Origin of the sequence: Acetobacter fallax (genome assembly GCF_011516735.1) — a bacterium.
Taxonomy (GTDB): Bacteria; Pseudomonadota; Alphaproteobacteria; order Acetobacterales; family Acetobacteraceae; genus Acetobacter; species Acetobacter fallax.
The window spans coordinates 26,573-48,070 of the sequence record NZ_WOSX01000027.1 but is presented as its reverse complement, the minus strand read 5'-3'; the positions used below and the strand labels follow the sequence as shown (position 1 = coordinate 48,070).

Sequence of the window (21,498 nt, the reverse complement as noted above, 5' to 3'; positions counted from 1 at the left end):
GACGCTCTTCAAGATACCGTCTGTGGAGCAATTGACGATATCTCTCATCGCCAGGCCGCAGCGTGCTTCACCGCCGCCGGATATGAACCAGACTGATCGGATTATGCTCTAAATAGTTATAAGCGCCTCATTTTGATGTTATCGTAGGTCGTGATGCTCGTCTCAATGGGCATTGATCTCATGAGCAGCTCTCGAGATGGCGGTAAGTTCTCGCGACTGCACTTGAGAGTAATATCCAATTTGATTGTCACACTTCTCGATAGCCGACATTCTGCTTCCCCCCCCAACCCAGCCATTCGGCAAATGCACTTCAATGTCCGCTTCCGGGAAATGGACTGTCCTGCCTGAATGACAGGAACGTGCGCATGGCGTCCAACACCACTCCTTGCAGGATGCCCCCTCCCGGAGCTGCAGGCCGAACCTTCGGCCTGTTGTCGATCTGGCGTCCCGGGCCGTCTTATTTGCAAACGGTATAATCGCCTTTTTTAAGGGCCTTGAAATCTTCTGCTTTTGTTTCCGCCGCGAGTTTGTGGGCGACCGGGATGAAGACTTCGATTTTATGCCAGCATGCGGGAATATCAGAGATAGCTGTCCGATGCTGACGTCATCGCTACGGCCTTTTCTTATGTTACATTTTATTATTGTTAACGACTGTACCATGAACAGAGGAAAGGCAAGCAGGTTTTCGGCTGTCCGGGCCATATTGACGGACGGGTTTGCGTCGGGGCGGGTTGCGGAGGCGATCGGGGGCTGTTTTCCGCGATAACGATGCGTCTGGTCTGATTTAACGCTTTCCGGACGGGGTTCCTGTCCAGAGCCAGAGGATGAGCGGGGGCACGAAGAGCCAGAGAACGGTGCCGCCGATCATCCAGGGCAGGAGGTAGGTCAGGTCGATATTCAGGCCGAAGCGGCAGAGCATGTTTGCGAAGCCGAGCATCGCCATGGCGCCACAGAAGCAGATGGCGCTCGCGAACAGGCTGCGTCCGCCATTGGCCTGCCTGATTTTTTCCAGCAGGGCGTTGTTCCGGCTTGTCCCGTTGGTCATGGGTGGTCCTCTGCTGGCTGGGTCTGCGATTGCCTGATGGGCGTTTGCCTGATGGGCGTTTGCCTGTGGGCGTTGTCTTACGGGCATGTGGGGCGGAAGTCACTGACGGAGGGTGGATTGCGTGCAACTGAGGGGCGTGGTTGCATGGTGTTTTCCGCTTCCATTCCGTTTCAGGGGCAGTCTGTGCGTAAGAGATTATTGGGGCTTTCAGGTTCTGTTGCGATGTCTGCGTTGTGTGTTTCGGCGCTGTGTGGTTCGGGTGCGCGGGCCTCGGACGGGCCGCAGCCGGTTGCGCTGCCGCCGGTGATTCCGGTGGCGAAGGATGTTGCTTATCCGGGCACGGTTGAGCTTGCCGTGACGGCGACGGATCTGGACCGGCATGTTCTCTCGGTGTCCGAGCGGGTTCCCCTGCCCGCTTCGGTGACGGAGAAAGGTGGCGATGTGGTTCTGCTGTATCCGTCATGGCTGCCGGGCCATCATTCGCCTGGCGGTCCGATTGCCGAGGTTGGCGGCATCGGAGTGAAATCTGGCGGAAAGACGGTTCCCTGGGTGCGGGATACGGTGAATGTGAATGCGTTTCACATTGCGGTGCCGGCGGGCGCGAAGGATGTGGACGTTTCGTTTCAGGTTCTGACGCCGATCACGCCGAAGATGGGGCGTGTGGTGATGACGCCTGAGATGGTGAATGTGCAGTGGAATATGGTTGCGCTGTATCCGGCGGGTTATTTCACGCGCGACATTCCTTACAGTGTAAAGCTGACATTGCCGCATGGATGGCAGTATGGGACGGCGCTGCGGGCTTCGGGGCCGGCGGTGGGCGACACGGTGACGTTCGGGACGGTGCCGTTCAATACGCTGGTGGATTCACCTGTTTTCTCCGGGCAGTATTTCCGGCGGATTGAGCTGAGCAAACCGGGTGAGACGCCGGTTGCGCTGAATGTTATCGCGGACCGGCCGGAATGGCTGGCGGCGACGGCGGCGCAGACTGATCTGCACCGTGCGCTGGTGGTGCAGGCCGGGCTGCTGTTCGGGACGCATCATTATGACCACTATGATTTTCTGCTGGCGCTGACGAACGAGCTTGGCGGGATCGGGCTGGAGCATCACCGGTCGAGCGAGAACAGCGGGCCGCCGGGATATTTCACGAAATGGGATAAGACGTTCCCGGTGAAGGATCTTCTGGCGCATGAATATACCCATAGCTGGAATGGCAAGTTCCGGCGTCCCGCTGATTTGTGGGCGCCGGATTTCAACACGCCGCAGCGCGGGTCGATGCTCTGGGTTTATGAGGGGCAGACGCAGTACTGGGGCTATGTTCTGGCGGCGCGGGCAGGCCTGATGACGCCGGCGCAGACGCTGGATGCGATTGCGATGGTGGCGGCGGTTTATGACCGGCGGGCCGGGCGGACCTGGCGGCCGCTGGAAGACACGACGAATGATCCGATTATTTCGCAGCGGGCGCCGCTGTCCTGGCGGAGCTGGCAGCGGAGTGAGGATTATTACTCCGAGGGGCAGCTTGTGTGGCTGGACGCGGACACGCTGATTCGTGAAAAGACGGGTGGGCAGAAGTCACTGAACGATTTCGCGAAAGCGTTTTTCGGGGTTGATCCGGGGAGCTATGTGACGCGGACCTATACGTTTGACGATGTGGTGGCGGCGCTGAACGGGGTTGTTCCTTATGACTGGGCATCGTTTTTGCGGACGCGGCTGGATCGTCCGCGCCTGCGGGCGCCGCTCGATGGTCTGACGCGGGGCGGGTATAAGCTGGTTTATACGGAGACGGCCTCGCCTTATCTGAAGGCTGTGGAAGCGCTGAAGAAGGCGCGTAATTTCGATTTTTCACTTGGCTTCACGGTGGATGGCAAGGGCGTGCTGACAAATGTGGAGTGGGGCAGCCCGGCATGGCAGGCGGGGCTTGCGGCGGATGAGACGATTGTGGCGGTGAATGGCGTGGCGTTTGACGCGGATGATCTGTCGGATCTGATCACGGCGACGAAGGCTCCGGACAAAGACCCGATTACGCTGCTGGTGCAGGCGCGGGACCGGTTCCGGACGGTGACGATCTCTTATCATCTGGGGCTGCGCTATCCGCATCTGGAGCGGGTGGCGGGTGCGCCGGATGTGCTGGGGCAGATTCTGACGCCACTGAAGTAAGGGGTGAGAAAAAGGCTCGCCGTGGCTTGCTTATGCCGGTGCCGTTGGGTATGAGCAGGTCCACCGGGACCGGGGTGCGTAGCTCAGCGGTAGAGCATCGCCTTCACACGGCGGGGGTCACAGGTTCAATCCCTGTCGCACCCACCACGGTTTTCCTGGATTTCTGGCATTTTATCAGTGTTCCGTAATTTCGTTACCGTTCATATCGGTGCAAAACGGTATGGGTTGGCACGTCGCGACGCATACAAATCCGGGCCATATCCGTGCCGGTCGAATCGGGAACAGGCGGCGGGCGCCTCACCTCTTCACACATGCCCGGACCAGCGGACCGCAAGCTGCGTCCGGTCCAGGCAGCAGACGAAGCCTTATTCCTTCTTCGCAGAAGCTCCGGATATTGAAGTAAGCCGGATTTTTAGCCAGACAGGCACATCGCGCGATGCAAAGAGTTCACCATTTGCGGCGCAGGAGGCGGCATCATGGCGGACATCACTGACAAAAAACACGATGAGTTAATCCGGCGAATAGAGTTACTCGAAACGCAGGTCGCAGAACTCACCGGAAAACTGAAAGAGGGCAACCCAAAGGATAATGCCCGAAAGATACGAATACTTTCGGTTATCATCTCGGCTCTGGCGGGCACGATACGTGAACTCACTCGCCAGATCGGAAGGATTCGATCACCGAGGCAGAATCGGCAGTCGCTGTAGGCTGCACCTGAAGCGATGCCGGCGGAATACCTCAGCCACGCGCCGGCCGGGCCATATGCCGCGCGGCAGACCTGTGCGTATCGTCAGTTAAGGGTGATGAAGGCTGAGACGAGTTACGCGGCTGCGAGGGGCCCGACAGGTGGTCCGCCGACGTTCGGGATCTGACCCGGCCACCAGGCCGGGATTTTTCTACCTCTCTGTGTCTGGCACATCCCCCACGCTTCCCAGATACTCAGGCTCGTCGTAATCTCCGGCTTCGTCGTCAACTGCGATCCTGACGACCTGTGCGCCATCCACGCTGATTTGCCCCGACCGAACCTTTTCAAGCCGACGCAGACCTTCTTCAGCATCACGACAGGCGATCGGGGTTCCGGGTTCAAGAACGGGTCGGCGACCGCCTTTCTTCCATGTGTAGGGCTGGAAGATGATTCGCTCTTCGAGGGCCATGGTGCGTCCTGCTTACTGTTGTTTCCATCCTGGCATCCGGACCCGGATGATCACTGCGATTTCTTTGTCGTATAGCCTGTATGGTAACAGTGTCGGGTTATTTTCCCGTCGTCACCTGTGATGGAGCTTTTGTGTCATCCGGACCGGACCTTGTCTGTCCGGATCATAATCACCTTCTGAGTCTGCTGTGACTTTTCACCAGGTTACAGGTCGGCGATGGCCGGTGGCGCTGTGAACAGCGAAACGCCCTGTCTCGCTTTGGTGGGGGGCTTTGTGTGGAACTCTGAGCTGTTCCTGACGCTTAGAGATTGAGCCGCGAGAGGTATCCGATGTCACCCCACCAGCGCAGGAGACTGATCAGGTCGTTCGTGTTCGGCGTTATGCTGGTGATTATCGGGGCGATGATATTTCTTGCCGCGGGAAAGCGGGGCGGGCTGGACGGGCACCGACCCAATGATCAGTCGATCTCGGGACAGGCTCCGCGTCGCTTCTGACGTTTCCGTATCTGCACAATCCTGACTTTTTTATTCCGGGAATTACCTGGCGAAGGTGGCTTACCTTCTGTAACACCGCTGACCTTTCAGGGCCGTGTTTCTCCCGTAACGGTGGCGAACAGCGAGAAGGAAACGTTATGAAGAAGATCCTGACACTGGCACTTGTCGCCGTATCACTCGCGGCCTGTTTCGGCCCTCCTCCGGGTGGCGGCCATCGCGGCGGCAGGGGCTGGGGCCATGGTCAGCGTGGTGGTCCTGGCGGCGGTGGCAATCAGAATGGTGGCGGGGGCATGCAGGGCGGAGGGCCACAGGGAGGCGGAAACGGAGGGGGACAGCGCGGCGGATACTAATCGGCGCGTCCGGGTTTTATCTGTGTGAGGCTGACCGGGCTCTGGCTGAGCCCGGTTATTGCAACCGGGCGGCATCGTGAAAAAAGAGGGATGAGCGCGCATTCCGGCGCGTCTGACATTGTGCCGGGATCGCCCCCCTCTGCCCTGTCGCGATCGGGGAATCCACCTCTGAAGGCGTATTCCGGCCTCTTGCGTCAGGCCGCATCAATGGCATCTGAACCAATGCACACCGTGGCCGTTTCATTCTGGCTCAGCAGAATGAGGTGAGCCAATGACAGACAGGAACATGACACGCCGCAGTCTTGCGTTGCTGATAGCCGCGGTTGCTGTGGTTGGCGCATTGCCGGCACAGGCACAGCCGGCAGCAGCGTATTATCCCCCGCCACCTCCTCCTCCGCGTCGCCGGCGCAGAAGGCGGCGCCGGAGACTTCCTCCACCGCCCCCGCCACGTCCGGGCGGTCCCCGCTGACTGCATTATGATCCCGGCTGGCGATAGCCGGGACTTTTTACCTGTGCCGGGCTTGTGACGACGAATCGGTTTCATTCCGTTGAGACGGACCAGGGGGCAGGTGGGAGGATGGATGGCGGGACTTCCCTCCCGTGTGTCAGCCTTAACTCTGGTGAGTATAATACTACAGGTTGTGAAGACTGACCTGTCGATGAGAGTATCCGGGCTCTGCCCGGACCCGGCAGGGACCGCAGGCCCCCTGCGCCCCGATCTGTTCAATAAAATGGGTTCAAAAAGCGCTGTTAGCGTTAAGTGTTGGCTCCTTCCCAGGGCTTTGCCCTGGAACCCACCAAAGGTCACAGACCTTTGGAAACCATTTTATTATTAATCAATCGGGGTGCAGGGGCCTGCGGTCCCTGCCGGGTTCGGGCAGAGCCCGGATTCTGCTAACCCTTTGAAAAATCACAGATCAACACGTAACGACAACAGAGCGTTTCCAAAGGTCTGCGACCTTTGGTGGGTTCCGGGGCAAAGCCCTGCCAGTCCTGCACCAGCCAGTCGCACACAGGTCAAAGGCCAGATCCTCTGGTATAATACGTGTCCACTGCGGCGACTATAATTTCATCACAACCGCATTATCAGTAACGTTCGATTAACCAAAGACAAAGATGATCATTTTTATTCATTCAGGAGGAACATAATGGCAGGTTCAGTTGAAACTGAAACTGAAACAAAGATTATCTGCGCATTGATACTTGAACACGGAACCGATGCCGCACATGTTGCAGCGCGACGACTGGAAGCGGCCCATGGGGCCGGGCAGATCGAGGAGGCTGAGCGGTGGCTTGCGACGTATCGGCTTCTGACCCGGCCCCGGCATGTCATTCCGGGGCCGTTTCCATCAGCACCGGAACGCGGGGCACCGAACACGCGTGGCTTCAGGCATGTCGCACCGGGAAAGAGTTCTTCATCGCGTGAAACTATTGTCCTGCCGGGACGCTGACAGGGAAGGCTCATCCTGAGAGCATCACGGAAGGATTTTTCATGCGTCTGACTATTGCGGCGGTGCTGGCTGTTTCGGTGTGTTGTCTTGGACTGACGGCCTGCGAGCCCCACAAGCGGACTTTTGGCGAAAAGGTTCGGGACACGATTGATCCGCCGCAGGGACCGGTTGAGAAGGCCGGGCGTTCGATTGATCGGGCGACGGGCAACTGAGACGACGGGTCACTGCACTCGTAACCGGACTGTGGACGGCGGTGCCTTCGGGTACCGTCGTTTCTTTTTTGTGATGGGTTGAGTTGTGATGGGTTGAGTTGTGACGGGTCCGGGGCTGGTCTGTTTGTTGCCAGAGCATGGTTCGCGTGAGAGAATCATTTTGCGTGAATTGTGAATGGTGGCGTCAAAAGAGCCCATGAAGTTTATCCACAGTGCGGACTGGCAACTTGGCAAGCCGTTTGGCCGCTTTGATCCGGACATACGGGCGGCTCTTTCTGAAGCGCGGTTTGATGCCATCGATGCCATGGGCCGGGCTGCCGCGGAGCATGGCGCCGCGCATGTCGTGGTTGCCGGGGACGTTTTTGATACGGAAGGGCCGGAGGATCGCACGATTGTGCAGGCTCTCTCCCGGATGGAACGTCATGCGTGTCGCTGGTGGCTGTTGCCGGGGAATCATGATTTCGCGCGCAATGGCGGGCTCTGGGACCGCGTTCGCGCCCGAGCCGGAAGCCGGATTGTCGTTCTGACCGAACCTGAGCCGGTGGAAATGGAAGAGGGTGTCTGGCTGCTTCCCGCGCCGTTGACGTATCGTCATCATCTCGACGATCCCACGCATCAGTTCGACAGCATGGAGACGCCTGGCGCCCGGCTTCGGATTGGTCTTGCGCATGGATCGATCCGCGATTTTGGTTCACGGGGCGAGACAAACAACCAGATTGCCGCCGATCGTGCGCGGCGCTCAGGGCTTGATTATCTGGCACTGGGCGACTGGCATGGCGTGCTCAGGGTTGATGACCGCACGTGGTATGCGGGGACGCCCGAGGCCGACCGTTTTCAGCGTGATGATCCGGGATCTGTTCTGCTTGTCGATGTTGCGGAGGGGGCCGGGCCGCTGGTGACGCCGATCCGGACGGGGCGTTTTCAGTGGCTGATGCGGGACTGGACGGTGAATGATGTCGCGGCTTTTGATGCTGACTGTGCGGCGCTGCTCGGTGACATCGACGCGCCGAACACGTTGCTGCAACTCCTGCTGGCGGGAATAACGGATCTTACGGATCGGGTTGCCATTCTTGGTAAGGCGGAACACGATCTTTGCCACAGGCTGCGTTTTCTGGATCTGCGCGCTGATGATCTTGTCGGCCGGCCGGATGACGATGACCTTGCTGCTCTTGCTGCCGAAGGAACGCCCGGGATTGCGGCGGAGAAGCTGAGTGCGCTGATCAGGGCGGGTGGCCCGGACGCGCTGATCGCCAGGCGCGCGCTGGAGCGTCTGCTCATTGAGTATAGCCGTGAGGAACAGATATGAGTCTTCGTATCTGCCGGATGACGGCGACGGGTTTTCGGAAATTCCGTGAACCGGTCAGCATTGACGGGCTGACTGGCGGTCTGAACATCATTATCGAGCCGAACGAGACCGGGAAATCGACGCTCCTCGAAGCGCTTCGGGCTGCTTTTTTTGTTCGCCATGGCACGAAAAATCAGCTTACGCGGTCCTATGCGCCTCATGGTGATCTGGTCGCTCCGCAGATCCTTGTTGATTTTGAAGTCGATGGGGCTTCGTGGAGTGTCACCAAGCGTTTTCTGAAAAGCATGTCGGTCGAGGTCAGCGGACCGGACGGGCGGGCGCAGGGCGAGGATGCTGAAAAGCGGCTGCATGATCTTCTGGGATCGGTAAAGGACACCAGTTCGAAGGGTGATCTGTCGAACCAGGGAGCGCTTGGTCTGCTCTGGGTCGGCCAGGCCGAGGCATTGTCGGTGACGGCGCCAGGGCAGATCGTTCGTGACACGGTGCGGTCGATCCTGGAGGCTGAGGTTGGCGCCATTATGGGTGGGCCTGGCTACAGGCGTGTGCGCGACCGGATTGAGGAACAGTATGGCGTTTACTGGACGCAGACGGGTCAGCGGCGCGGCAGGCTGACCGAGGCGCAGAAAGCGGTCGAGGTGGCGGAGGGTGAAGCTGAAGAAGCAGGAAAGCGACTGGCTGCGCTTGAAGGAAATTTTCGCGACCTTGAGGATGCACGCACCCGGCTGAAGCTGGCGGAGCGCGAGATTGCGGATGAGGCCGATATTCAGGCTCGCAAAGCTCTGGAAGCAGAGCTTGAGGTGGCCCGGAGCGCGGCACAGATTCTCACGACGCGGCGCGCGGAGAAAGAGGCGGCGAACGGTGTGGCGAAAGCGCTGGAGGATCTTCAGGGTCGGCACAGGAGGGCGCTTGAGGCTCGGGATGCGGCGGGACGCGCGCTTGCGAAGGCACGGGAGAGACGTGCTGTTGTTGCTGCTGATCCTGGTCGTGCGCAGGAAAAGGTCAGGCAGACCCGGGAGGCTCTGGAGCGGGCGCGTGTTGCACAGCGGGACGCGCGTGTGGCGCTGGATGACGGGCAGAAGCTGCAACAGTTGTTGCGCCGCCGGGCTGCGGTTGCCGCGGCACGGCTGCGCTATGCTGAACTTGGCCGGCTGGAGACTCAGTATCGGGATGCCGGAGCAGTCAGTGGATCGCTGATCGCTCCGGAGCATATGGCGTCGCTGGAAAAGCATGAGCGCAAGGTTGCCGAAGCGCGGGCGCGGATGAGTGTCGGGACTGCGGTGATCGTGCTTTCCGGCGATGTGTCCGGGGTGACGGTCGATGGCCTGCCGATGGCGGCCGGGGAGCACAGTGTCACGCAGGATGTGACCATCCGGGTCGGCGGGGCTGAATTTCTGGTGCGGCCTCCGGCCAGTGTGGCCAGTGCGGAACTGGAGCTTGCGGATGCGCAGCGGAAGCGTGATCTGGCTCTTGAGACATTCGGTGTCGCCAGTCTGGCTGAAGCGCGGCTGCGGAACGAGGCGGCCCGTGAGGCGGCGGCGGAGCGTCGCACGCTGGCGGCACGGATCGACGCTGTGACCCCGGCCGATGATGCGATCGGGCTGGCGGCCGGTTCGCAGGCGCTCAGGCTTTTTGTGAGGGAGCTTGCGGAGGATGACCCGCAGGAAGAGGTCGCGCCCCCTGACATTGCCGCCCTGAGCAGAACTCTGGAGGAGGCTGAAAACGTTTTTGGACCTGCGGATGGTGCTTATAACAGCGCGATGGAAGCACAGCGGCGGCTGGAGACAGACAACATCCCGCTTGCGGCGGCTGAGGCGGGTGCGGAAAGTGATCTGTCGCATGCCGAAGCGCAGAGGGCTGAAATTGAAAACCTTCCCGAGTTTGCTGATCTGGATGTCAGTCTGACGGAGGCCCGGAAGCGTGCGGCTGAAGCTGCGGTGAAGCTGGAAGAAGCCATGCGCAACGCGACCGCGCACGATCCGGTGGCCATCGCGCGCAGGATGACGGGTATTGACGACCGTATGCGGCTGGCTGGCGAGACGTGCAGAAAGCTTGAGACGCAGATTGCCCATTTGCGGGGCACGATTGAGAGCGAAGGCGGCAAGGGGCTGGCTGAGCGTGACGCGGCTGCGCGCGAGGCGGCGGATGCGGCGCGTGAGGCATTCCGGCGTGTGACGGACGAGGCTGAGACCATCAGGCTGTTGCGCAACACTCTCGATGAGGCGCGCGCGGAGACTTCCGCCCGTTTTGCTGGTCCGGTGGCCCGGCGTGTGAAGAGCTATGTGGATCGCCTTATGCCGGGCTGTGATCTGACGTTCAGTGAGGATCTCGGGCTTGAGGGTGTCATCCGTGGCGGGCTGAACGAGGAATGTACGAGCCTGTCAAAAGGCACTCAGGAGCAGCTGGCCGTGCTGACCCGGATTGCTTTTGCCGACATTCTTCTTGAGCAGGGGCTGCCGGTGTCTCTGATTCTGGATGATCCGCTGGTTTATTCCGATGACGTCCGGCTCGAATTACTGATTGACGTTATCTGCGACGCCGCGAAACGGATGCAGGTCATTTTGCTGACCTGTCGTGATCGCGCGTTCAGGCATGTGCCGGGGAACCGGGTGTGTTTTGAGTGGTCCCAAAAGCATGAAGATAAACACACTCAATACTGACGGAACGCCACAGACGTTCGATCAGGATGTGATCCATCCGGTGCCCTTTGCCATGCATGAAAATTTCCATGCATGGCCAGGGTGTAGTGTCATGGTTGGTGTTTTTGAGGATCGAAGGCTTCTGCCGGCAAGGGTCTGCACTTCCGGAAGTTCCTGAGTTTCAGGAGAGCGGGTGCTGGAGATGACTACCGGAATCCATGTCCTGGTCGATTGCCCCGCGCGTTTCCACCGACCCGCTCCGCTTCAGCAGCGCAAGTGCTACGAGATAGACCAGCAATCCGCCGACCGACAGGAGAGCGCCGCCAATCCCGAGCGAGCCATAGCCGAACTGTCTGGCCAGCAGGGCGCTGCCCAGCGAGGCTCCGAGCGCATTGGCGATATTGAAAGCCGAGTGGTTGAGTGAAGCCGCGAGTGTCTGGGCGTCGCCTGCGAAATCCATGAGCCGGGTCTGAAGCGATGGTCCAAGTGCGTTCACGAAGCCCGGCACAAGCAGCACATCGATCATGAGAGCGACTTCGTTATGCAGAACGAACGGGAAAACGAGCATCACCAGGGCGCTGCCTGCCAGCGCAATGATCGCTGCGAGATTGAGATTGCGATCGACGAGCCATGCGCCCGCATTGGCGCCGATCAGCATGCCCATGCCGGACATGATCATGTAGATCATGATCCGCCATTCCGGAACATGCGTGACATTCTGAAGGACGCTCGTGAGATAGGTATAGATTGCGAACATGCCGCCAAAACCGATGGCCGCTGTCAGCAATGTTAGCAGGATCTGCGTGTTCATCAGCGCCCTGACCTCGCGCAACGGCGAATTCCTGCGGTTGGGATGATCCGCCGGGATATAACGCCAGACTCCGAGGAACGTCAGGAAGCCGAGAGCGGCGATGATGAGATAGGCGACGCGCCATCCGAAATGATCCGCAGCAAACGTCGAGAACGGTGCTCCGACAAGGGTTGAAATCGCGATGCCGGAAAGTATCCGTCCCACAGCCCATCCTCGCCTGGAGCGTTCGACCATCGACGCCCCCACTAACGCCGAGATGCCGATCAGCGCCCCGTGCGGCAGCCCGGTGATGAAGCGGGCGATTTCCACCGTGCCGGGTGTCTGCATGGCGACACTCAGGATATTGGCGAAGCCGAACAGCAGAAACAGGATGAGCAAAAGCTCACGGCGTGACAGGCGCGCGCCGAGGATCGTGATGAGCGGGGCGCCGATTACGACGCCCAGCGCATAGGCGGTAATGGCATACCCGGCAGCCGCCGTCGAAAGACCGAGGGATGCCGCGAATTGCGGCAGCATCCCCATAATCGCGAATTCGCCCGTTCCGACCACAAATGTGCCGAAAGTGAGAATGAAAAAAGCGGCTTTCACGCCGTGTGGTGGCACGATCGGCGAAGTGCCGCGCGCGGGCGGAACTGTTTTTGTCATGTGGAAGTCCGGAACGGAAGAAGATCAGGCGGTGAGTGTTTTTGCGGCGGCCTGTGCGATCGCGATGTCGTCTTCGGTGCTCGCGCCCGATACGCCTATCGAACCCAGCACCGTGCTGTCAGCGGTCCTGAGAACTATCCCGCCGCCAAAGCTCGTCAGGCCGCCATTGGTGTTCTCAAGCGTATAGGCGTCACCTCCGGGGCAACCGATTTTTGCGAAAACCTCGCTGTCCATCTGGAACAGGATGGCTGTCCGGGCCTTTTTTCCGGCGACGTCAATGACACCGAGCGGCGCGCCATCCATCCGGATGAAGGCCACGGGCCACGCTGCGGCATCCAGAATGGAGATGCAGACACTGACGCCGCGCTTTTGCGCCTCGGCAAGAGCAACATCGAGCATAGTGGTCGCCTGAGACAGTTTCATAATCTGCTTTCGGGTTTCTGGTATCCGGACAGGCAATCTAGCTTCGGCCCGGACGCCGCGTAATGTGCCGGCTCGCGAAATCCCGATTTGTTCAACATCGTTGAACCGTCGCGCGCTCTACATGCCTCATCATCATCCAGGCGAGCCGGACCAGACGATGCCGGGGGAGCTTCGACGATGGCCCGGTCAGGGCGATGCTGGCACGCACCTCGCCATTCTCGCGCCACGGCACGGCGACACCGTTCTCGCCTGGACGATAGGCTGCCAGATCGAGCGCATACCCTCTGATCCGGACCGTTTCGATCTCGCCCGGAATATCACCATCAAGCGCGTTGGCCCGTGTGCTCATGACGCGCCTGGCCAGGCCGGGGACGAAGGCCAGGAACACAAGCCCGACGGCGGATCCTTCGAGCGTCTCGCGACGATGCATCCGTGCGGCGGCGATATCGGGGGCGTGTGGATCGAGAATATCGAGATAGGCGGCTTCGTCTCCGCTCGGCACACCAAGATAGACGGTCGCGCCGCTTTCGTGGGCGATGGCTTCCAGCGTCGGGCGCATGCGATCTCGCAAAGAGGCATCGTCACCGACGATACGAGCCAGATTGAGAATGCGGCCACTGAGATGATAGCGCATGTCGCCCGGACGGCGCTGCACATAGCCCAGATGATCGAGTGTCTGCAGGATATTGTGCGCCGTGGTTTTCCCGAGTCCTGCAATGGCGGCGATCTGCTGAAGCCGCGCGCCACCGCCTTCCTGCGCGATGATCTCCAGGATGGCCGTCGCGCGCTCGATGGACTGAATCAGCTTCGGTGTTCTTCCCACGCGGCCCTCTCCTCCTGCTCCACCCTGCCGCACGGGCTTCCGGAAGGCTCTGTTAGCATTACGTGCCGGCACCTTCTCAGGGCTTTGCCCCGGAGGACGCCAAAGGTCGCCGACCTTTGGAAACCGGCTTATTGATAACAGATCGGGGTGAAGGGGTCCGCGACCCCTTCCGGGTGCATGACGTCCTGATCGGATTTCTGTGGCGTTCCGTCAGTAATTTAAGTGTGTTTATCTTCATACTTCTGGAAAAAGAATTCCGCAAACTGGCCGGATCTCCGGATACGCTGTTATGATGCTGACTGCGTGCTGCTGGCGGAGCGGCACGGAACAGTTTCCTGTTGTTTTGTGCTCTGGCGGCGGAGAAACGGAAGGCGGTTTTACTGGTATTCGCGTTGCCGTTGCGGCGTGGGCCGTCGCTGTTTGCATCCCGTTTTCTGACAGGACGTTTCTTCCTTAGCGAGGAAAGGTTCGGCCATGGCCGGCATGTGCTGGCGCAGAATGACCCGTCGGAAACGCATGTCGCGCTCGGCATGTCCATCATCGACGAGATCACGGAACACGATGACCATGGCGATGATGAGAGGCAGGACAAAGGACAGGAAGAGGAATGTCAGCAGAGAGACGAGAGCGTGCCATTCCATCTGCTTTCTCCTGTTGACCTGATAGTAGCCGGTAATTTCTGCAGCAACTCTGCGGGGCAGTCTGCCGGGCGTTTTTACGGCCTGCCGTCCTTATAACATTGCTGCTTATAACATAGAAAAAGTTATCTGGTTTTTAAAGAGACGCGGAGGTCGCGGAGAGTGAGCTGAGGATGGGAGCTCCGGGCCCTGGCCCGGACCGGAGGCTCCTGCGTCCCGGTTTGTTGATCGTAAAAGGCTCTGTTGTCGCTGGGTGCCGGCACCTCTCAGGGTTTTTCCGGTGATGACCATCAAAGGCCGCAGACCTTTGGAAACCGGCCTGTTTATCAAAACAGATCGGGGTGAAGGGGTCTGCGACCCCTTCCGGGTTCGGACGGAGCCCGGTCTTCTGCTAACCCGTTGAAAAATCACAGATCGACATACAACACTAACCGGGCCTGTGCCGGGTTCCGGGGCAGAGTCCTGCCAGTTTCACACAGGGCAAAGGCCAGATCCGCTGGTTTTTTATACCAACCCGTATGAAAACTGACTGCCCTGAAGAAAACCCGGGCTCTGCCCGGACCCGGAAGGGGTCGCAGACCCCTTCACCCCGATTTGTTAAGCAAGAAACCGGAATTCAAAGGTTTGCGGGAGCCCGGAGGCTCTCCTTCTGTGTGTCAGGCTCAACGCGAATCTGTCTTACTCCCGCAACTCTATCTGCTGCTTACGGGCGGCCGAGCGACTGGTAGTCCAGTCCTTCGGCGCGCATGGCGACCGGGTCGAAGATGTTGCGGAGGTCAACGATGACCCGGCCTTTCATGGTTTCGGCAAGGGCCCTGGGAGCAAGCGAGCGGAACATGGTCCATTCGGTGAGGACGACCAGGGCATCGGCATCTTCCGCGGCGTCGAGCGCATCCTGGCAGTAGATCACTGAGGGTGGCAGGGCGGGTTTTGCGGGTTCCATGCCGACCGGATCATAGGCGCGGAGGATGGCTCCGGCTTCGGCGAGGCGGTGCAGGATGGGGATCGACGGGGCCTCGCGCATGTCGTCGGTTTCGGGTTTGAAGGTCAGGCCGAGCACGGCGATTGTTTTGCCGTGTACCGAACCGCCGCAGGCGGCGATGATGCGGCCGGCCATGCCGATCTTGCGGGCATCATTGACCTGCACGGTGGTTTCGACGAGGCGGCAGGGGCTGCCGGCTTCCTGGCCGATGCGTGACAGGGCGAGCGTATCTTTCGGGAAGCAGGAGCCGCCATAGCCCGGGCCTGGATGCAGGAACTTACGACCGATGCGACCGTCGAGGCCCATGCCTCTGGCGAGGTCATGCACGTCCGCGCCGAGTTTCTCGCAGAGGCTGGCCATCTCGTTGATGAAGGAGATTTTCACCGCGAGGAAGGAGTTGGAGGCGTATTTGGTCAGTTCGGCTGTTTCCAGCGTGGTGAACAGGACCGGGGCCTCGATGAGGGAGAGCGGGCGATAGACGCGGCGCATCACCTCTTCGGCGCGGGCACCGCTGTCAGGGGCTGTGCGGTCGAGGCCGACGATGACGCGGTCTGGCCGCATGAAATCGCCAATGGCATTGCCTTCGCGCAGGAATTCAGGGTTGGAGGCAACGTCGAAATCGGCATCGGGGCGGGCTTCGCGGACGAGCTGTGCGATGCGGCGGCTGGTGCCGGCGGGCACGGTCGATTTGGTGACGATCACGGTGTAGCCGGTCAGGGCGTTGGCGATCTGTTTAGCGGCGGCGTGGACGTATTGCATGTCGGCGGCGCCGTCGCCGTTGCGGGGCGGTGTGCCGACGGCGATGAACACGGCTTCCGCGCCCTGAACGGCGGCGGCGATGTCATCACCGAAGGAGAGGCGCCCCGCCTGCATGTTCGATTCAACGAGCCGGTCGAGACCAGGTTCGTAGATGGGGATCCGGCCCTCGCGCAGGGCGGCCAGCCGGGCCGGGCTGTTTTCCACAACGGAGACATCAAGCCCGAATTCAGCGAAACACGCCGCGGAGACGAGGCCAACATAGCCGCCGCCGATCATCGCAATACGCACGTATAATTCCTCCTGGCCCCTGGCGGCCTTCCTGTAAATCGGTGTCGGACCCGGTTGCCGCAACGACGGGCAGCTGCGGAGTTCGGGTGCGCGGTTCTGTTGTCCGCCGCTCCTTCGGACTGACACGCGATCCGGACGGAGGGGACTTGAACCTGTCCATGCGAGCCCGGTCAAGCATTCACGACTATCCTGTCATTACGAAACGAGGCTGACTGTAAGTTTTTGAAAACCGATCGTGTTTCAGGGGGCTGGCGGCGACTTTGACGCGGGGCAGGTCTCGGGTTACGGCATGACTGTGGCTGGTGTCTGTTCCGGCCCGGCCAGGGACCGCAGGCTTCTGCGCCCTGATGTGTTGACGATATGCGCGGGTCCGGGGTTCCGGCCGCAGGAGGGCTGATCGCGCCGGATGAACGCTGTTCTTGATTTTATCGCTGCCATCGGCCGCGCTGCCTTTGCTCTGATCCGTTCCGCCGGGGCTATTGCGCTGTTTGCGCTGGAGGGGCTGTCGCATGCTGTGCGGCCTCCGTTTTACTGGCGGGTTTTCGGGGTGGCATTGCTGGACACCGGGTTTCTGTCGCTGCCGGTTGTGGCGCTGACGGCGCTGTTCTCGGGCGGCGTGATTGCGTTGCAGTCTTATACCGGGTTTGCGCAGTATCATGCGCAGAGTGCGATCGCGAGCATCGTGGTGCTGTCGGTGACCCGCGAGCTGGGTCCGGTTCTGGCGGGGCTGATGGTGGCGGGGCGCGTAGGTGCCGCGATGGCGGCGGAGATCGGCACCATGCGGGTGACGGACCAGATTGACGCGCTGACGACGCTGCGGACCAGTCCGATGAAGTATCTGGTCACGCCCAGGCTGCTGGCGGGTGTTATCGCGCTGCCGTTGCTGGTGGTGGTCGCGGACATTCTCGGTGTGGCGGGAGGTTTTACGGTTGCGACGGCGAAGCTCGGCTTCTCGCCGACGGCGTATATTACGGCGACGCTGAATGCGGTGAAGACGAGCGACATCACGGTTGGTCTGGTGAAGGCGGCGGTGTTTGGTTTTCTGATCGCTCTGATGGGCTGTTACCAGGGCTATAACAGCCGGGGCGGTGCCGAAGGGGTGGGGAGCGCGACGACTTCGGCTGTGGTGTCGGCCTCGATCCTTGTTCTGGCCTTTGATTATCTCCTGACGGATCTGTTTTTCGCGCAATGATGGAACAAACGCCCCCACCCTCCCCTGTCCCTGCTTCTGCTGTGCCGAAGATCCGTATTCGCGGCCTGTATAAATCATTCGGGAACAAGCATGTTCTCAACGGGGTTGATCTGGATGTTCCGGCGGGGACTTCCTTTGTCATCATTGGCGGCTCGGGGACGGGAAAATCGGTGCTGCTGCGCTGTATTCTCGGGCTGATTACGCCGGATGCGGGGACGATCGAGATTGACGGGAAGAATGTGCTGTCCGCGTCGCGTCGGGAGCGGGAAGTGATTCTTGGCGAGATTGGCATGCTGTTTCAGAACGGTGCGCTGTTCGACAGTCTGACGGTCTGGGAGAATGTGGCGTTCGGGCTGCTGGCGCCTGAGGCACGGCGGCATTCCGACGCGCATCCGAGGCTGACGCGGGCGCAGGCCCGGGTCCGGGCGGGTGAGATTCTGGCGCAGGTCGGGCTGGATGCTTCTGTGGGGGATCTGTCGCCTTCCGAGCTTTCGGGGGGGATGCAGAAGCGTGTCGGGCTGGCGCGGGCGATTGCGGACAGGCCGGACATTCTGTTTTTCGACGAGCCGACGACCGGGCTCGATCCGATCATGGGGGCTGTGATTGACGGGCTGATCGTCGACTGCGTGAAGCGGCTGGGATCGACGGCGATTGCGATCACGCATGACATGGCTTCGGCGCAGCGGATCGGCGATGAGGCGGCGATGCTGTATCAGGGGAAGCTGGTCTGGCAGGGACCGGCGTCTTCGCTGATGAACAGCGGGAATCCGCTGGTGGATCAGTTCACCCATGGGCGCCGTGAAGGGCCGATTACGATGGAGTTGCGGCGGTAGGTTTCGGTGCCGGGATGACGGAACAGGCGGGCTGACTTTAACGCGATGTGCGTTCTGCGATGGTCCAGGGAGCCTGTGTAGTTTTCCCGGCCGGTCAGTCATACTGTTAATGTCAAATTATGTCTTATTCACCGGAATTGTGGTCACTTCTGACACAGGAAAATCCGACCTGTGTCCGCTGAAACCCGCTCATCAATGTGTTTTCACACCTGACACTCCTTGAGCTATGGATGAAAGTTAACTAATCCACCTGCTGGGAATACAGGCTCTTCAGCTGGCCGGGCCGGGTCCTCCAGAGTGAGAGACGAGAGGCGGTTTGTGACAAACAGTGTTTTCAGCCGGGCAGGAGGTGAACGCGCAGATGTAAAACAGAGCGGTGCGATGTGGATTATTCCCCTGCACCTGGTGTTGCTGCTGGCTTTGTTTCTTATGGCGTGGTCTTCGGGCGGGCCGGCGAACGCTCTGTGTCACTGGGACTGCGCGTGGTATGAACAAATCGCGGTGCAGGGATATAGCAGCACGCCACGCCTGACTCCGAACGATTTCGCTCAGGGATCCTGGGCATTTTTTCCGCTCTATCCGTTGCTGATCCGTGCCGTGGCGGGCCTGACCGGATCAGGGGCTCACGCGGCCGGGTTCGCGCTCAACGGGGTACTTTTTCCCGTGCTCGTTCTGCTGGCGGTCCTCTACATGCGGGACCGCACGCCCGTTGCTGACAAAGACCGGACATTTTGCGTTCTGATGCTCATGCTGCTGCCGACCACGCTGTGGTATCGGCTCCCCTATACGGAATGTCTGTACGGCGTGCTGCTGCTGGGCTGCGTGATGGCGATGTCAAAAAGACGAACATTGCTTGCCGCGCTTCTGGCCTGTGCATTGTGTCTGACCCGTCCTACCGGTCTTTTCTGTGTTTTAATTGCCGCGGCGTTCCATGTTCTGGCGCTCCCTTCCGCCGCGTGCCGGTCTGATCGGCGGGATCGGCTGATCGAGGGCGTTGTGATCATTCTTGCGGGAGCGACCGGGCTCTCTCTGTTTATTTTCTTTCTGGACCGGCTGCTTGGCGATGGGCTGGCTTTTGCGCATGTGCAAGCGGCCTGGGGGCATCGTCTGCGCCTGCCGGTTGTGTGGATCTGGCACGGGTTCAAACACTCCCGGACAATTCCGATGAGCATCGCTGCTCTGGCGGAAATCGCGCTTATTATCTGGAGTTTCAGAATTCGGTGGCGCATGGAAAGCGTTGTCCTGCTGGTCACTTTCTTGCTGGCCAGCAGCACCAGTATGATGTCCATCCATCGCATCGTTCTGGCCAACCCGTTCGCGAATATGCTGCTGACGCTGCTTGCCTGCAAAACCCCGCCGCGCTGGCGACCGTGCCTGGTCGTGCTTTGTCTGGTTACAGATGCTTTTCTTATGAATGGCTGGATGCATGGAAAACGTTTTCTTGCCTGACGCCGTGAGGCCCGGAACAAAAACCTCGCGTAGGCGTATGGCGGGGTTGATAGCGCTCGGTCTTTTCTGCGGTCTGGTTGATCTTGCCGGAGCGTGGAAAGCCGCACACCCGCATGTCAGCGCAGCCTATCGCGCGCTCTATCTTACGCCTGGCGCTATTAAGAATGGCACCAATTGCGAAGCTGCCAGGACAGCCAGAGCGACTGACACATCGCCGGGACGCCGATGCGGGGATGACTGAACCTCCGTGGATCCATCCGGCCGAGGGTGTGGGAGCGAAAATCCATTATGTCGTAGGCGCTTTGGGTAAGCTTATTCGCGAGGCGGCGAAGGCGGAGTTGGGAGCATCCGAAACCAAACCCGGCGGGGACCGCTGGCCTCTGCACCCCGGTTGATTAATAATAAAATGGTTTCCAAACGCTCTGTTGTCATTAAGTGCTGGCATTTTTTCAGGGCTTTGCCCTGGAAACCCACCAAAGGTCTGCGACCTTTGGAAGCCATTTTATTATAAACAGATCGGGGTGAAGGGGGCCGCGACCCCTTCCGGGGTCGGGCAGAGCCCGGTCTTTTTCTAACTCTTTGAAAAATCACAGATCAACTCGTAACGGCAACAGAGCCTTTCCAAAGGTCTGCGACCTTTGCCGGGGTCCTGGGCAGAGCCGTACCAGCCTCGCATTTCTTTCCGTTTTAGGGCATGGTCGATATGGATCAAAAATGGGAAATACTTCTGAATGAAGCGGGCTTTTCTTCTTGTTCTCGGCTGTTCTCTGCTTTCCGCCTGTTCCTGGTTCGGAAGCAGCGGACCTGATAAACACCTGACAAAAGAGCAGCAACTTGAGGCTCTTGGCTATAAGGATGGCCTGAAGGCCGTCAAATAAGGACCCTGCCCCGTGAGTTTGTCCTCTTTCCTGCCTGAGCCGGAGGATGTTCGGTCGGCTTCGGTCCGGCTGGCGGGGCTGGCGCATCGGACGCCGGTTCTGACGTCCCGGATGTTTGACCAGCGGCTCGGGGCGGAACTGTTTTTCAAGGCCGAGACATTTCAGCGGAGCGGCGCGTTCAAGTTCCGCGGGGCGGCGAATGCGATTGCGCGTCTGTCGGATGAGCAGCGCCGGCGAGGCGTGGTGGCGTTTTCGTCGGGCAATCATGCGCAGGCCATGGCTCTGGCGGGGCGACTGGCCGGGGTGCCGGTTGTGATTGTGATGCCGGCGGATGCGCCTGCGATCAAGCGGGCGGCGACGGCGGGATATGGAGCGGAGATTGTCTCCTATGATCGTTACACGGAGGATCGGCAGGAGATCGGGGCACGGCTGGCGGCTGAGCGCGGGCTGACGCTGATTCCGCCGTTCAATCATCCGGACATTATTGCGGGACAGGGCACGGCGGCGCTGGAGTTGCTGGAGGAGACGGGGCCGCTGGATATTTTGCTGGCGCCTTTGGGTGGCGGCGGTCTGCTTTGCGGAACGGCTCTGGCGGTGGCGCTGCTTTCGCCGGGCTGCACGGTGATCGGGGTGGAGCCTGAGGCCGGGAATGACGGACAGCAATCGCTGGCGGCGGAGCGGATTGTGACTATTCCGGTGCCACAGACTCTGGCGGACGGGGCGCAGACGACGGCGCTCGGAGATCTGACGTTTGCGATGATGCGTGATCGTGTCGCGAAGATCGTGACAGTGACGGACGCTCAGTTGTTACGGGTGATGCGGGATCTCGCGGAGCGGATGAAGGTTGTTGTCGAGCCGACCGGGTGTCTGGCGGCTGCGGCGGTGCTTGAGGGCGTTGTGGATGTGCGCGGGAAGCGGGCTGGCATCATCCTGTCCGGCGGAAACGTGGACGTTTCGCTTTATGGACGTGTGTAA

23 protein-coding genes and 1 tRNA gene are annotated in these 21,498 nt (G+C 60.2%); 16 read left to right on the top strand and 8 right to left on the bottom strand.

Annotated elements, in window-relative coordinates:
* Window positions 1–784: 784 nt before the first annotated feature.
* The gene (locus GOB85_RS12975) at window positions 785–1,045 is read right to left on the bottom strand and encodes a hypothetical protein (protein WP_173577871.1); all 261 of its coding nucleotides are present in this window, start codon (window positions 1,043–1,045) and stop codon (window positions 785–787) included.
* Window positions 1,046–1,267: 222 nt separating this feature from the next.
* On the opposite strand from GOB85_RS12975, the gene GOB85_RS12970 reads away from it, so the two are divergent.
* From GOB85_RS12970 to GOB85_RS12960, 3 genes are all read left to right on the top strand, one after another.
* Window positions 1,268–3,199, top strand: a complete 1,932-nt coding sequence (locus GOB85_RS12970; RefSeq protein WP_173577917.1) for a M61 family metallopeptidase — start codon at window positions 1,268–1,270, stop codon at window positions 3,197–3,199.
* Window positions 3,200–3,271: 72 nt separating this feature from the next.
* Window positions 3,272–3,346, top strand: a tRNA-Val gene (locus GOB85_RS12965).
* A gap of 329 nt (window positions 3,347–3,675) precedes the next feature.
* Window positions 3,676–3,906, top strand: coding sequence for a hypothetical protein (locus GOB85_RS12960; protein WP_173577911.1), 231 nt, complete (start codon window positions 3,676–3,678; stop codon window positions 3,904–3,906).
* Between the two features lie 189 nt (window positions 3,907–4,095).
* On the opposite strand, the gene GOB85_RS12955 is transcribed toward GOB85_RS12960, so the two are convergent.
* On the bottom strand, window positions 4,096–4,353 hold the full coding sequence (locus GOB85_RS12955; protein ID WP_173577910.1) for a hypothetical protein: 258 nt from the start codon (window positions 4,351–4,353) through the stop codon (window positions 4,096–4,098).
* A 329-nt stretch (window positions 4,354–4,682) separates the two neighbouring features.
* Here GOB85_RS12955 and GOB85_RS12950 point away from each other — a divergent pair, with 329 nt between their 5' ends.
* Window positions 4,683–4,847, top strand: coding sequence for a hypothetical protein (locus GOB85_RS12950; protein WP_173577909.1), 165 nt, complete (start codon window positions 4,683–4,685; stop codon window positions 4,845–4,847).
* A gap of 137 nt (window positions 4,848–4,984) precedes the next feature.
* A complete protein-coding gene (locus GOB85_RS19610; RefSeq protein ID WP_173577908.1) occupies window positions 4,985–5,197 on the top strand; it encodes a hypothetical protein in 213 nt (70 codons plus the stop codon).
* 194 nt (window positions 5,198–5,391) lie between these two features.
* Here the strand turns inward: GOB85_RS19610 and GOB85_RS12940 are convergent, their stop codons facing one another.
* A complete protein-coding gene (locus GOB85_RS12940; RefSeq protein ID WP_173577907.1) occupies window positions 5,392–5,646 on the bottom strand; it encodes a hypothetical protein in 255 nt (84 codons plus the stop codon).
* A 699-nt stretch (window positions 5,647–6,345) separates the two neighbouring features.
* Here GOB85_RS12940 and GOB85_RS12935 point away from each other — a divergent pair.
* From GOB85_RS12935 to GOB85_RS12920, 4 genes are all read left to right on the top strand, one after another.
* Window positions 6,346–6,648, top strand: a complete 303-nt coding sequence (locus GOB85_RS12935; protein ID WP_173577906.1) for a hypothetical protein — start codon at window positions 6,346–6,348, stop codon at window positions 6,646–6,648.
* Between the two features lie 41 nt (window positions 6,649–6,689).
* Window positions 6,690–6,860 (top strand): hypothetical protein, encoded by a 171-nt coding sequence (locus tag GOB85_RS12930; RefSeq protein ID WP_173577905.1) that lies wholly within the window; start codon window positions 6,690–6,692, stop codon window positions 6,858–6,860.
* 196 nt (window positions 6,861–7,056) lie between these two features.
* Window positions 7,057–8,166: a metallophosphoesterase family protein gene (locus tag GOB85_RS12925; RefSeq protein WP_173577904.1), complete on the top strand. Its 1,110-nt coding sequence runs from the start codon at window positions 7,057–7,059 to the stop codon at window positions 8,164–8,166.
* The gene (locus GOB85_RS12920) at window positions 8,163–10,823 is read left to right on the top strand and encodes an AAA family ATPase (RefSeq protein WP_173577903.1); all 2,661 of its coding nucleotides are present in this window, start codon (window positions 8,163–8,165) and stop codon (window positions 10,821–10,823) included. Before GOB85_RS12925 ends, GOB85_RS12920 begins: the two co-directional genes overlap by 4 nt.
* A gap of 160 nt (window positions 10,824–10,983) precedes the next feature.
* On the opposite strand, the gene GOB85_RS12915 is transcribed toward GOB85_RS12920, so the two are convergent.
* The 5 genes from GOB85_RS12915 to GOB85_RS12895 form a co-directional block, all read right to left on the bottom strand.
* Window positions 10,984–12,258 (bottom strand): MFS transporter, encoded by a 1,275-nt coding sequence (locus GOB85_RS12915; RefSeq protein WP_173577902.1) that lies wholly within the window; start codon window positions 12,256–12,258, stop codon window positions 10,984–10,986.
* Window positions 12,259–12,282: 24 nt separating this feature from the next.
* Window positions 12,283–12,681, bottom strand: a complete 399-nt coding sequence (locus GOB85_RS12910; RefSeq protein ID WP_173577901.1) for a GlcG/HbpS family heme-binding protein — start codon at window positions 12,679–12,681, stop codon at window positions 12,283–12,285.
* A gap of 91 nt (window positions 12,682–12,772) precedes the next feature.
* Window positions 12,773–13,504: a helix-turn-helix domain-containing protein gene (locus GOB85_RS12905; RefSeq protein WP_173577900.1), complete on the bottom strand. Its 732-nt coding sequence runs from the start codon at window positions 13,502–13,504 to the stop codon at window positions 12,773–12,775.
* Between the two features lie 377 nt (window positions 13,505–13,881).
* Window positions 13,882–14,145 carry a hypothetical protein gene (locus GOB85_RS12900; protein ID WP_173577899.1) on the bottom strand — a complete coding sequence of 88 codons (264 nt, stop codon included), beginning with the start codon at window positions 14,143–14,145 and terminating at the stop codon, window positions 13,882–13,884.
* Between the two features lie 700 nt (window positions 14,146–14,845).
* Window positions 14,846–16,159, bottom strand: coding sequence for a UDP-glucose dehydrogenase family protein (locus GOB85_RS12895; RefSeq protein WP_173577916.1), 1,314 nt, complete (start codon window positions 16,157–16,159; stop codon window positions 14,846–14,848).
* 418 nt (window positions 16,160–16,577) lie between these two features.
* Between GOB85_RS12895 and GOB85_RS12890 the strand changes: the two genes are divergently transcribed.
* The 7 genes from GOB85_RS12890 (at window position 16,578) to GOB85_RS12860 (ending at window position 21,498) form a co-directional block, all read left to right on the top strand.
* Window positions 16,578–17,363, top strand: coding sequence for an MlaE family ABC transporter permease (locus GOB85_RS12890; RefSeq protein WP_173577898.1), 786 nt, complete (start codon window positions 16,578–16,580; stop codon window positions 17,361–17,363).
* On the top strand, window positions 17,363–18,196 hold the full coding sequence (locus GOB85_RS12885; protein WP_173577915.1) for an ABC transporter ATP-binding protein: 834 nt from the start codon (window positions 17,363–17,365) through the stop codon (window positions 18,194–18,196). The genes GOB85_RS12890 and GOB85_RS12885 overlap by 1 nt, the downstream gene beginning before the upstream one ends.
* Window positions 18,197–18,577: 381 nt before the next feature.
* Entirely contained in the window at window positions 18,578–19,645 is a 1,068-nt protein-coding gene (locus tag GOB85_RS12880) for a hypothetical protein (RefSeq protein WP_173577897.1), read from the top strand.
* Window positions 19,638–19,886 carry a hypothetical protein gene (locus GOB85_RS12875; protein ID WP_173577896.1) on the top strand — a complete coding sequence of 83 codons (249 nt, stop codon included), beginning with the start codon at window positions 19,638–19,640 and terminating at the stop codon, window positions 19,884–19,886. The genes GOB85_RS12880 and GOB85_RS12875 overlap by 8 nt, the downstream gene beginning before the upstream one ends.
* Complete coding sequence (locus tag GOB85_RS12870; protein ID WP_173577895.1) at window positions 19,879–20,040, top strand: hypothetical protein; 162 nt, start codon at window positions 19,879–19,881, stop codon at window positions 20,038–20,040. The genes GOB85_RS12875 and GOB85_RS12870 overlap by 8 nt, the downstream gene beginning before the upstream one ends.
* A gap of 336 nt (window positions 20,041–20,376) precedes the next feature.
* Window positions 20,377–20,523 carry a hypothetical protein gene (locus GOB85_RS12865; RefSeq protein ID WP_173577894.1) on the top strand — a complete coding sequence of 49 codons (147 nt, stop codon included), beginning with the start codon at window positions 20,377–20,379 and terminating at the stop codon, window positions 20,521–20,523.
* A gap of 12 nt (window positions 20,524–20,535) precedes the next feature.
* On the top strand, window positions 20,536–21,498 hold the full coding sequence (locus tag GOB85_RS12860) for a threo-3-hydroxy-L-aspartate ammonia-lyase (protein ID WP_338421730.1): 963 nt from the start codon (window positions 20,536–20,538) through the stop codon (window positions 21,496–21,498).

Excerpts from the sequence above, each read along its gene's own strand:
- GOB85_RS12895 (WP_173577916.1), bottom strand. The coding sequence starts at position 16,159 with ATGATCGGCGGCGGCTATGTTGGCCTCGTCTCCGCGGCGTGTTTCGCT.
- GOB85_RS12960 (WP_173577911.1), top strand. The coding sequence starts at position 3,676 with ATGGCGGACATCACTGACAAAAAACACGATGAGTTAATCCGGCGAATA.
- GOB85_RS12950 (WP_173577909.1), top strand. The coding sequence starts at position 4,683 with ATGTCACCCCACCAGCGCAGGAGACTGATCAGGTCGTTCGTGTTCGGC.
- GOB85_RS12890 (WP_173577898.1), top strand. The coding sequence starts at position 16,578 with ATGAACGCTGTTCTTGATTTTATCGCTGCCATCGGCCGCGCTGCCTTT.
- GOB85_RS12935 (WP_173577906.1), top strand. The coding sequence starts at position 6,346 with ATGGCAGGTTCAGTTGAAACTGAAACTGAAACAAAGATTATCTGCGCA.
- GOB85_RS12955 (WP_173577910.1), bottom strand. The coding sequence starts at position 4,353 with ATGGCCCTCGAAGAGCGAATCATCTTCCAGCCCTACACATGGAAGAAA.
- GOB85_RS12885 (WP_173577915.1), top strand. The coding sequence starts at position 17,363 with ATGGAACAAACGCCCCCACCCTCCCCTGTCCCTGCTTCTGCTGTGCCG.
- GOB85_RS12930 (WP_173577905.1), top strand. The coding sequence starts at position 6,690 with ATGCGTCTGACTATTGCGGCGGTGCTGGCTGTTTCGGTGTGTTGTCTT.
- GOB85_RS12920 (WP_173577903.1), top strand. The coding sequence starts at position 8,163 with ATGAGTCTTCGTATCTGCCGGATGACGGCGACGGGTTTTCGGAAATTC.
- GOB85_RS12865 (WP_173577894.1), top strand. The coding sequence starts at position 20,377 with ATGAAGCGGGCTTTTCTTCTTGTTCTCGGCTGTTCTCTGCTTTCCGCC.
- GOB85_RS12915 (WP_173577902.1), bottom strand. The coding sequence starts at position 12,258 with ATGACAAAAACAGTTCCGCCCGCGCGCGGCACTTCGCCGATCGTGCCA.
- GOB85_RS12880 (WP_173577897.1), top strand. The coding sequence starts at position 18,578 with ATGTGGATTATTCCCCTGCACCTGGTGTTGCTGCTGGCTTTGTTTCTT.
- GOB85_RS12870 (WP_173577895.1), top strand. The coding sequence starts at position 19,879 with ATGACTGAACCTCCGTGGATCCATCCGGCCGAGGGTGTGGGAGCGAAA.
- GOB85_RS12970 (WP_173577917.1), top strand. The coding sequence starts at position 1,268 with ATGTCTGCGTTGTGTGTTTCGGCGCTGTGTGGTTCGGGTGCGCGGGCC.
- GOB85_RS12925 (WP_173577904.1), top strand. The coding sequence starts at position 7,057 with ATGAAGTTTATCCACAGTGCGGACTGGCAACTTGGCAAGCCGTTTGGC.
- GOB85_RS12900 (WP_173577899.1), bottom strand. The coding sequence starts at position 14,145 with ATGGAATGGCACGCTCTCGTCTCTCTGCTGACATTCCTCTTCCTGTCC.
- GOB85_RS12910 (WP_173577901.1), bottom strand. The coding sequence starts at position 12,681 with ATGAAACTGTCTCAGGCGACCACTATGCTCGATGTTGCTCTTGCCGAG.
- GOB85_RS12975 (WP_173577871.1), bottom strand. The coding sequence starts at position 1,045 with ATGACCAACGGGACAAGCCGGAACAACGCCCTGCTGGAAAAAATCAGG.
- GOB85_RS19610 (WP_173577908.1), top strand. The coding sequence starts at position 4,985 with ATGAAGAAGATCCTGACACTGGCACTTGTCGCCGTATCACTCGCGGCC.